Raw genomic sequence first — 9,790 nt, 5'->3', positions numbered from 1 at the left:
CCGGTCAGGGCATCGGCATCTTCAGCGACGTCCTCGTGGCGCGCGAACTCGCGGCGCGGACGCTCGTGAGACCTTTCGATTTGTGCTTGCCGGGATATCGGTTCTATGTGGTTCGAACGACGGATCATCCGCGCGAGACGACCATCCAGGCCTTCGCGACTTGGCTGCAGTCGGTCCTCTAACCTTCAATCGTTCACCGGAATCCTACGCAGCCCTCTTCAGCTGATCGTTTACGATCTGCGACTACGTTTCCGTTCGATGGACGACTGCGATCCCCAACGCGAGGCCGAAATTTCCGCAACTGCCTGATCCGGAGGGACGCCGGGCGGCGGATCCGCGCGGTCCCGCATCCAGCCGTGTTCCTCGCATTCGCGGGTCGCGTGAGCTTCCTAGCACCAAGGTCGCCCAGCCGCGCAGCGTCCGGATCGCGGGCCACCGTTCCTTTGTCATCAGCATCGAGATCCCTCCTACACGGGACGAATCCTTCCACCCCGGCCCTCGTTCCGGCAGCTAACACATGACAGGGATTCGAAATTGCGGGGGGCGCGCCTTTCCACTCGTTCCGCTCGCCCGGACAGAGCGTCCAGCGCCGCCCGCCGCTTCTCGATGGAGGGGCGGTCGCTGGTTGGCGGCGGCCTCCAAAACTCAACTGGCGGCTTTTGGCGCAAAGCTGCCCATGACTTGCTTGTTGCCGGTGCGGCTTCTTGACGCTTGACCTAACAGTGCCGACGGGCCCCGGATTGGCGCTAACTCGCAGCCTCATTTTTCTGACCTGGGGGCACGGCTTCATCTCCTAAACGACGACCCCGAGGAGTCGGCTCGCGTTCGTATCAGTCTTCTGCGAGAACTGGCTGAGACCCGCGGGCTGCTGGTGGCAACTCACCTCCCGTTCCCGTCCGTCGGCCATGTGGCAGTCGAAGGCGACGCCTTTCGCTGGGTGCCGGTCTTCTGGGACTACTGACCGCTTGTTGGGTTAGGGCCGAACTAGGCCGCGCACTCATAGCGTTAGTGAGCGCCCGCCCTAATCTCCAGGGAAGATCTTGTGAGCAAACTGCCGACCGCCGCCCCCGAACCCAGACCCGGTGCACGAGATCTCGTCACGCGCTCGTCGTTATTGTTCATGATCACACAAACGACAGGAGCACAGAATGACACATATCCTCCCTCGCGGCGGTGGTAAGGCTTTGATGAATGTCGACGATAGGGCCGCTACTCCGGGAGAGCAAAATGAATTTTGATAAGGGCGATCGCGTGAAGCTCAAATCCGGCTCACCGATGATGACGGTTTCCGAGGTTCACGGGGGCCTCGTTTGGTGCGTATGGTTTTCGAAAACAACAAAATACGAAGATAGTTTCGAGCCGCAAGTTCTAGAAAAAGCAGGGCTTCCAACTATGTCATCCACCAGCGAAGCGAATTGCGAATAGTCCGCTTTACTCGATCATGCCAGCTTGGAAGGGTTGGGCCGGTTACTGGGCATTCTGCCGGATTTTGTCCGTGACTCGCGCGCGAGGCAGTCGAGGCGGATCGTTTGCCGTGGAATCTACCGTTTAAATCGCGCCGGATCGGTCGTAGGTCGATTACGAGATCACTGTTGGTTCAGGGCAGGCCCTCCATCGATCGATGCCAGCAGCCCCTTATGGCCCTTCTCGAAGGCCCGGCCGGGTATCCATTCCATGCGTTGCCGGGTAGCGCGCTTTTCACCGCGCCGCCTCCTAGAAAATCTTGCATTTTGTCGGTGACTCGCGCGCGAGGCAGGTTGAGTCGCCAAGTGTTACCTTTGCGTTCAATTTCCACCCCTTGATCCCCATTTTTTTTCGTTGAAGAGAAAGATGGCTCGATGCCGGGCCTATAGGGCGTTCGCGAAACTTCTCCCTAGCGCATGGGCTTATCACAGAAGTTGTTGGTCTTTCTGTTGGTAGAGGGCGCCGGCGTTCGTAAGAAAACAGTTTGGTCATAACTACTTAGCTGGCTTCCGGGGTGGCGATTGCAGGAATGGTTTAAGCGTTTTGAGCGCTACCGCGGCGCCGGTAGTCGGCGCCGAACAAGCCCTTCAACTATCGAGAGTTGTTTCAGTTTTCGAACGAATGTCCGCAGCAATACCAACACCGCTACAAACAAGCCGGATGACGAACCGGTGAGTTAGCGACGGATCAGCGTCGGTATTTGCGTCTCTTTCATGAAAAATCTCGCGCCGCCGTACAGCCGGCGCGCTAAAAAGCGCGCAGTGTCTCAGGGGTCTGGAGGGGACTGAGGGGTCCAGTTTTGCCTTACCTCCTCGATTGGCACTAATCCATATCTGCCAACTAAGAGACAAACTTGTGAAACAGACCCCATCAGCCCCCTTCAGACCCCCCATGGTCGATTTTCTCCACCCACCATTGTGAACCGCCCTTGTCCTTCGAATTCACGCGGAACCGCTTGAAATTGACAACGCTATCTTTGTAACGCTGTAGATAGCGACCGAGCGAAGCTGCGTCAGCCTTTTGCTTTTTCCCGGCGACGGTCTGAACAGCGGCGTAAAGCTCGGGATGCTCCGGTTCCGTCGAACCGGCAATGGATTTACTGGCGGTTTTGATGACCTCGCCGAGGGTACGGCGATGATCCGAACCGACGCCAATAACGTCGGCCCATGCCTCTAGCATCGCGAATAACTCGCTGCGTTCTGGATTGAGATCGCGCGCTTTTTCCATTGATGCGACAGGGTCGGCTTTGCCGAGCCAAAGCAATGCTGAACGCACGGTATCGCTCCATCCTTCAAACGACGCGAGGCGTTTTGCTTTTTGGGGGCGCCCTGCAACGAAGTAAGCGCGGCAAACCGTCAGAGCAGCCGCTATGTAGTCGCCGCGATTCGACATCACCTTCCCGACGGGGTCGCTCTTGAACTCCCGAAGCTCAGGCCGTTCAATTCCCGGGTTAAGAGTGCAGGTGATCGCGCGGCGGCAAACGTCCCCAACGATGATTATGTTGTTGCCGCTGGCAAAAAAGGTGGTTCCCCGCGCCTCAATGCGCATCTGCTTCGATTTGCCGAGGATGCGAATTTCTACGATCGGACGCTCGATAGCTTGGCAGAGCGCATCACCGCCCAGGCCGCCTGTGACGTTGTCGATCGAGATTAACGGCTGGCCTGTCATCAAAGCCGTGCCCAGGCGCTTCTCGGTTTCTTCTTCATTGCGACCGGCCGCCATGACCGGCATCAACTGTCCGATGGCAACAGATGCCGCCACATCAGCTAAATAACTCTTTCCCGACCCCGCTGTCGGCGCGTCGAATACGTGCATGGGCGCGACCGGGAAAGCTCCCCGCGCTATTGGTGTCAACAATGCGGAAAGGGCGACAGACTTTGATACTGCGTCGGCGAACGGAAACTCCACTAACAATTCTTCCAACACCGTTAGAGCCTGCAAGGCATCGGCACGCGTAGGCTCATTCGGCACCCGCGGAACGACGGGAGGTGCAATTAACAATAATCCGGTCGTGGGATCATAACCGGCCCTCGTCAGCAGTGAGCCGTCGGCTCGCATCGTCGGTGCGGTGATGATGCCGGCACATACCGGGAAACGCCATTGGCCGTTGCGTGCTAAAATGGTCTCGGCAATATCTTTCGTCGGAGTTTTTGAGACCCATTTCTTTTCGCGATAGTTAAAAGCTTGCCAATCGGCATTTTTATCGAGCAGATCACGCAGATGCGTGACATCGAGCTTTATGAGTCGCGCGGTTTTCGTAGTGCGATCCCGCGATGCGGTTGCCGTTTCCACAATCGGCCGAACCAAGCAACCACCGTGCTGGTATATTTCCACTCCCGCATTTAACAGTGCCTGTTCACCTTCTGTAGCAACAAGGGAGTGCTTCGGTCCAATCTTAATGGTGGAGCGATCGGCGTCATGTCTATCGATGATATCGGCATCGCCAACCCGGCTCTCGACACCGGCACGGATGGCAGTTGGAAGGGGCTTCATGCTGCACCCCCTCGGTGTTTTCGGTGGACAATCGACCAGACCGCATCCGCAAAAGAGACCAAATCGGCTTCGGCGATCTCCTCATCGAGACCAATGTCCAATTCTCGATTAAATTCATTCTCCAGCAAAGAGATCATGTAATCGCTGCGCTCCTTCCGGGTAGGAAGCAACTTAATCTGCTCTGCGACTGCTCGAACGAAAGCGCTCCGATACCTAAGTGGAAATAAAACGACAGCGCTATCAATTGCGCCGGGCTGAGGTTGATCCCGGCGCAGTCGCGCCGCTGACGCAGTGCCCTCAACCATTCGAACGTCCCCGATCAATTGCACAATTTTGGAAGAGTCTTCCATTATGCCGCTCCGAGCTCGCGTACCGAAGGAGTTCTTTTCGGTTTCAACCCAATCGTTGGTCTCCGAATTACGTGGCCTCGAGTCGTCAGTGCTACTCGAGGTGCTACTCCGCCTATCCATGCATTCGTACGCCCGCATTCGGCGCTCCGATCGTGGCAATCATTGGTGCCGCGTACTTGGAAGCCGTCAAGACAATCAAATTCGCTATGCCTGGGGCAACTCGTTGATGCGTGCGGCCATCATTTCTATGCAGGCCAAGTCCTGGTCTGTCAGAGTAACATTTACGGTGTGATCGCGATCATAGATCGTTTTCACAGCCTCAAGGAGAAGACGCCGATTATTTGGAGCGATCAAACTTTTGTTGCTTGCGACGAGGGCTTGGCGATTTCCGCTTGCATCATACCTATCGTTCCCGGGCTGTTGTCGTGAGGTTCGCCACGAAGAAAACGAAGAATATTTTCGTAAAACCTATCTTCTCTTTCTTTGACAAGCTGATCCTGCCAATCGTCCCACTCTTTCTTGCTCTGGAAGCCCGAATACCTATGGTCATGTTCGCTGACTAATTTTACCTCGAACTCTTCAGTAAGGGCGTCAATGACTGTCCAAGGCACCGGCCTAAAGGAACCGCGACTGAAGCTGCTGGTGCCATCGCCACGTTCATATGCTTCAAGCACACCGTCGCTTCCCGTCAGGTATCTCACCCTCCTTGTGTCGTCGGGCGCGCGCGCCTCCTTCTCTTTGACTCCATATTTGTCCAGGCGACCGTCGAATAGTTTGGCGAACCGAATGGCCGGAATTGGTCGGTAATCCGTTGACATTTGAGTCTCCAATGTTGACCGTGACTGAGCGCTCGAACAATAAGGTATTTTCCAACCGGGAGAGTGGGTTGCCTAAGAGGCTTCTGTTTTCTGGCCAATCCCGATGAACTAACCACGGCTCTGCCGTGACGCAGCTTTTGACGCGCCAAAAATGCTTGCCCGGATAGAGTTGACTAAGCTACGCGCGACGCTTTGGCTTTAGCTATCAGCGTACAGTGGTGTTGATAAAGCTGTGTCGCTGGAATGTTGCGCCGGCTACCATTCGGGATTAGCGTGAAAACACCTTGCTTAACCAATTCGTAAAACTTGGTGTGACCGACGCTCGCGATTTCGCATGCCTTCTTGACCGAAACTAAAGGCGGCAGACTATGCGCTCTAACGTATTCTTCGTAAGTCATTTCATCGATCACGACCGTCTCCGTTTTGGCTCGCGCCTAACCGACAGGCACCAAACGGACATACGTGAACCATGGAGTATTAACGACGCGAATCCGTGGCAGATTTCGATATTGTTTTCCTACGAAATTTACCACGAGGCATAAGTCTCTTGACAGCCGACACAACCGTGCCCGCACTAAATTCTTTATCGGCAATGCCACTAACGGTTGTTATGAATGACATAACCTTTTTTTCCTGGCACGCGCGTGTTCCTGCAAATGTCTGAAGAATTTGATCTAAGTCTGCGATCAGCGCATCGATCCGGAATTTTTTTCCGGCTTTTGATACTTGCGTCGCTGCATTTTCGCCCCCTTCTGAGATGCGCTTAGCAAAGGCGATTGCTTCGTCGATACGGAAGGATCCTGAACCTTCAAGCAATTCGATTCGGTGCTGGTAATCCAAGTTCTCAAGTAGCTTCATCAGCTTTGATGCTGATTGGGAGACGCTCCTAAGGTTTCTTTCGACTACAGAAGGCTTGTGTTTCCACAATCTGGAACGTTCCCGGGCCATATGAATAGCTTTGTCTGTCGCCACGCGAGCAGCAGCTGGTAGCTTGACATATCGATTTACGTGGTGCCATTGCTGTTCTGTTAGTGGTCCGCCGTAGGAGGACGTCCTGGAAGAGCTGGTAGATTTGACTGCAGCCGGATCGAATACAGTCACGGTCGCACCTCAGTGCGGTTGGGAGCTCCCGCGAGGCATTTTTTCACGCTCGCAGCGTCACCACGCGGCCGCGTTCACGCAGCTCGTCGAGATGGGACGCCCACCACCTCATCATGCGAACGCGCTCCTGCCAAAATTCAGCGGCATGCATGTAGGCGCTGCGAATTTCATTCTGCTCTTGGTGGGCAAGTTGCCGTTCGATCGCATCCGCATGCCATTTCCCGCTTTCGTTCAGAAGAGATGACGCGGTCGATCGTAAGCCGTGCACGGTCAACTCGGATTTGTCGTAGCCAAGCCGGCGAAGCGCAGCGTTCAGCGTGTTCTCGCTGATCGGCCGATACCAGGACCGCACCGAGGGAAAGAGATACTTGGAGCCGCCGGTGATTTCTCTCAGCTCGGCCAAGATCGCCAGGGCCTGATCGGCAAGGGGCACACGATGCGGCCGGCGCATTTTCATCTTGGTACCCGGGATCCTCCACTCGGCCGCGTTAATATTGAACTCTGCCCACTCCGCCTTGCGTAGCTCACCTGGCCTAACGAACACCAATGGCGCCAGCCGCAGGGCATACCGCGTAGTTGGCTGTCCTTCGAACCCGTCGATGGCGCGCAATAGCGCGCCGACGGCATTTGGCTCGACGATTGTGGCTCGGTGCGTGACGGTCGGAGTTATCAGAGCGCCGCGGAGATCGACCGAGGGGTCGCGTTCAGCTCGAGCGGTGGCGATCGCATACCTGAATACAGCGCCGACAGTGCTGCGGACCCGCGTTGCGGTTTCGTGCCGGCCGCGCTTTTCTATTTTCCGCAAGGCTTCAAGAATCTCCGGCGCCTTGATTTCAGCGACGGGTCGGTTGCCGAACTCCGCGTTGGCAAAGTCGAGCAACCATTGCTTCTTCTTCAGCGTCGTCGCGGCGTCGCCGTCGGCCTTAAATTTCTCCATGAGATCTTCGGCGACAGTCTTGAAGGTATTGCGCCTAGACGTCCTCGCCGTAAGACGTTCGGACTTTCGCTGCATCGATGGGTCAGCACCCTCTGACAACAGCCTCTTCGCCGCGTCGCGCTTTAGTCGCGCGTCCGTAAGAGGCGTGATCGGATACTGACCGAGTGCAAGCAACTTCTGTTTGCCATCGAAACGGTACGCTAGTCGCCAAAGCTTTGCGCCGTTTGGCTGGATAAGCAGAAAAAGGCCGCCACCATCACTTAGCTTGAATGGTTTTTCTCGCGGTTTGGCGGAGCGGAAAGCGGCGTCATTTCGGACTGGCATCGGTGCGGTTCCGTGGTAAAATCGCGATACCAACACGCTCGCGATCTACCAGCAATGATACCAACAAATCTGCCGGTTGATAGCGGAAATGCGCGGACAGCGGCGGTTAAGGAAAAGGCCTATTTGCAGGGCTTAACGTTAAGAAGCGGACGGCAGCGAACAGCTGCGAAAGTGCTTCTGGTGCCCCTGGCCGGAATCGAACCAGCACTCCTTGCGGAACTCGATTTTGAGTCGAGCGCGTCTACCAGTTCCGCCACAGGGGCCCTCGGGGCATCGGCCAGAAGACCGGTGCCGCGAAGCCGGCGGAATATAGCGGGCGGTTTCGGCGGGTCAACCCGCGCGGATGTGATTGTCCCGCGCCTCGACAGCGCCATATCAGCGGGATAGGACGTTGTTATCGTTGGAGAACGCCCGTGACGCTCGATGCCACCGCAAATCCGTCACATGCCGGGCTTGGCGCCAATCCCGCTGTTGTCGCCGCGCTGGCGATCGCGATGATCGCGGCGGCGACCCTGGCGGGCGCCTGGTTCTTCCAGCTGGTGCTGGATATCCGCCCCTGTCCGCTCTGCCTCGAACAGCGCTACGCCTATTATCTGGCGGTCCCGCTCGCCCTGCTGGTCGCGTTCGCGGCCTCGCGGGGCGCGCCGCGCCCGGTGCTGCTGGCCGGCCTCGCCCTGCTGGCGCTGGCTGCGCTCTACAACGCCTGGCTCGGCGGCTACCACGCCGGCGTCGAATGGAAGTTCTGGCAGGGCCCGACCGATTGCTCGGGCTCGGTCGTCGATCTTGGCAGCGCCGGCACGCTGCTCGAGCGCCTCGACACCGTGAAGGTGATCCGCTGCGACGAGGTGCAGTGGCGCTTCCTCGGCCTCTCGCTCGCCGGCTACAATGTGCTGATCTCGCTGGCGATGGCTGCGATCGCGGCGTGGGGCATCAAGTCAGTGAAGCGATAGCGTTTTCGAGCGAAGTGGGTACCGGTTCGCGTGAAGAAAACGCGTCAAAAATAAAAGGGCCTAATCGTCCACATCATCCTGCGGCCGTCCGAACAGATGGATGATGCCGGGCGTCGTGATGGAGACGAACACGAAGCGCGACAGGTGATGCGCGCCGACAAAAATCGGGTCGATATGCAGCGTCAGCGCCAGCGCCAGCATGGCGTCCATCGCGCCCGGCGCGAACGCCACCAGGACGTCAGCCAGCCGCACATGGGTGGTCAGCGCGATGATGGCGACGAAGATCGCCGAGATCACGATTGCAACCGCAAACGAACCCAGCCCCGCATTGACATGGCTGAGCAGCGTCGACCGTTTCACCCGCGCAAAGCGCGTGCCGATTACCGCGCCGATGCCGACCAGCGCCACGCCGCGCATCCAGGGCGGCAGCCCGCCCTCGATCATTTCGGTGCCGTGCAGCACGCTCGAGGCGATCATCGCGCCGAACATCCAGCTCGCCGGAAATTTCATCAGCAGCAACAGCAGCGCGACCGCGACCGCAGCCGCGATCAATACGGCCAGTTCGAGCGGCGAGGCGATGATGGCGGCGATGTTCGGCGGCGCCGATGGCGCGATTCCGGTCAATGCCAGCAGCAGCGGCAGGGCAGCAGTGAGGATGATCACGCGCATGGTCTGAACCACGGCGATACCAGCGACGTCGGCGCCCTTCTCGGCGGCGAGGATGGTGATTTGCGACAGCGCGCCGGGGCTTCCGGCCAGCAGGGCCGAGGTCTGGTCCCAGCCGTGGAAGCGCTGCAGGTAGAAGCTGCTGCCGAAGGTCGAACAGAAGGTGGCGAGCGCCAGAAGTCCGATGGTCAGCGGATAGGAGCTCATATGCTGGATCAGCTGCCGCGACACCAGCGAGCCCAGCGTGATCCCGAGCAGCAGCAGCACGCTTTGCGTCAGGATCGGCGGCATCGCGAGCGGCCGCCCGCAGATCGCGGCGATGCCGACCGCGAACATCGCGCCGGAGATCAGTCCACCGGGCAGGTTTGCCCAAAGAAACAGCAAGCCGCCAGCGGCGCCGAGGACGATTGTCTCGATCGTGGAGAGAATCCTGGCGCGGTCAGGAATCGCAGACGTCATCGATGCGGGGATCAGGCTCACGCCGCCTTATGGCAAATCCCGCATTGCGCGACAAATGCACCACGCGATTGCTGCAATGCGCGGGCGCCAGCCACCATCCGGCCCCGGCGCGGGCGGTCAAATCGCAGGCAGGCAATTGACGTCCGCGACGGTCCGCGGACGCCATGCAACACCGTCAAACATGCAGATGCGACGTGGTCCCTGCCCTGAAGCGGGAGGGGCAGGCGA

General features: G+C 58.0%; 10 protein-coding genes, 1 tRNA gene and 2 pseudogenes. 4 read left to right on the top strand and 9 right to left on the bottom strand.

Going from position 1 to position 9,790, the window contains the following annotated elements:
• Positions 1-182: LysR substrate-binding domain-containing protein (locus JQ575_RS40390; protein ID WP_249167224.1), on the top strand; the 182-nt coding region annotated here is incomplete at its 5' end.
• A gap of 48 nt (positions 183-230) precedes the next feature.
• Here the strand turns inward: JQ575_RS40390 and JQ575_RS45295 are convergent.
• A pseudogene (locus tag JQ575_RS45295) lies at positions 231-456 on the bottom strand (hypothetical protein).
• A gap of 346 nt (positions 457-802) precedes the next feature.
• Between JQ575_RS45295 and JQ575_RS40385 the strand changes: the two are divergent.
• Both JQ575_RS40385 and JQ575_RS40380 read left to right on the top strand, forming a co-directional pair.
• Positions 803-961: pseudogene (locus JQ575_RS40385) on the top strand (MBL fold metallo-hydrolase); the annotation flags it as partial.
• Between the two features lie 266 nt (positions 962-1,227).
• Positions 1,228-1,425: a DUF2158 domain-containing protein gene (locus tag JQ575_RS40380; protein ID WP_212038729.1), complete on the top strand. Its 198-nt coding sequence runs from the start codon at positions 1,228-1,230 to the stop codon at positions 1,423-1,425.
• Positions 1,426-2,334: 909 nt separating this feature from the next.
• Here JQ575_RS40380 and JQ575_RS40375 read toward each other — a convergent pair.
• The 7 genes from JQ575_RS40375 to JQ575_RS40345 all read right to left on the bottom strand — a co-directional run bounded on the left by JQ575_RS40375 (position 2,335) and on the right by JQ575_RS40345 (position 7,750).
• Positions 2,335-3,957: a hypothetical protein gene (locus tag JQ575_RS40375; RefSeq protein WP_212038728.1), complete on the bottom strand. Its 1,623-nt coding sequence runs from the start codon at positions 3,955-3,957 to the stop codon at positions 2,335-2,337.
• The gene (locus tag JQ575_RS40370; protein WP_212038727.1) at positions 3,954-4,307 is read right to left on the bottom strand and encodes a DUF6074 family protein; all 354 of its coding nucleotides are present in this window, start codon (positions 4,305-4,307) and stop codon (positions 3,954-3,956) included. The genes JQ575_RS40375 and JQ575_RS40370 overlap by 4 nt, the downstream gene beginning before the upstream one ends.
• Before the next feature lie 350 nt (positions 4,308-4,657).
• Complete coding sequence (locus JQ575_RS40365) at positions 4,658-5,125, bottom strand: hypothetical protein (protein WP_212038726.1); 468 nt, start codon at positions 5,123-5,125, stop codon at positions 4,658-4,660.
• Positions 5,126-5,298: 173 nt separating this feature from the next.
• Positions 5,299-5,535, bottom strand: a complete 237-nt coding sequence (locus JQ575_RS40360; RefSeq protein WP_212038725.1) for a hypothetical protein — start codon at positions 5,533-5,535, stop codon at positions 5,299-5,301.
• Positions 5,536-5,602: 67 nt separating this feature from the next.
• Positions 5,603-6,226: a hypothetical protein gene (locus JQ575_RS40355; RefSeq protein WP_212038724.1), complete on the bottom strand. Its 624-nt coding sequence runs from the start codon at positions 6,224-6,226 to the stop codon at positions 5,603-5,605.
• Positions 6,227-6,269: 43 nt separating this feature from the next.
• On the bottom strand, positions 6,270-7,487 hold the full coding sequence (locus JQ575_RS40350) for a phage integrase central domain-containing protein (RefSeq protein WP_212038723.1): 1,218 nt from the start codon (positions 7,485-7,487) through the stop codon (positions 6,270-6,272).
• Positions 7,488-7,665: 178 nt separating this feature from the next.
• Positions 7,666-7,750: transfer RNA gene (locus JQ575_RS40345), tRNA-Leu, on the bottom strand.
• Between the two features lie 150 nt (positions 7,751-7,900).
• Between JQ575_RS40345 and JQ575_RS40340 the strand changes: the two genes are divergently transcribed.
• On the top strand, positions 7,901-8,437 hold the full coding sequence (locus JQ575_RS40340; protein ID WP_312016109.1) for a disulfide bond formation protein B: 537 nt from the start codon (positions 7,901-7,903) through the stop codon (positions 8,435-8,437).
• Positions 8,438-8,497: 60 nt separating this feature from the next.
• Here JQ575_RS40340 and JQ575_RS40335 read toward each other — a convergent pair whose 3' ends face one another.
• A complete protein-coding gene (locus tag JQ575_RS40335; protein ID WP_409364879.1) occupies positions 8,498-9,583 on the bottom strand; it encodes an AbrB family transcriptional regulator in 1,086 nt (361 codons plus the stop codon).
• Positions 9,584-9,790: the final 207 nt, after the last annotated feature.

The sequence above is a fragment of the Bradyrhizobium sp. JYMT SZCCT0428 genome (genome assembly GCF_018131075.1).
Classification (GTDB): domain Bacteria; phylum Pseudomonadota; class Alphaproteobacteria; order Rhizobiales; family Xanthobacteraceae; genus Bradyrhizobium.
The sequence above is the reverse complement of the archived record's forward strand: the minus strand, read 5'-3'. Positions and strand labels throughout refer to the sequence as shown.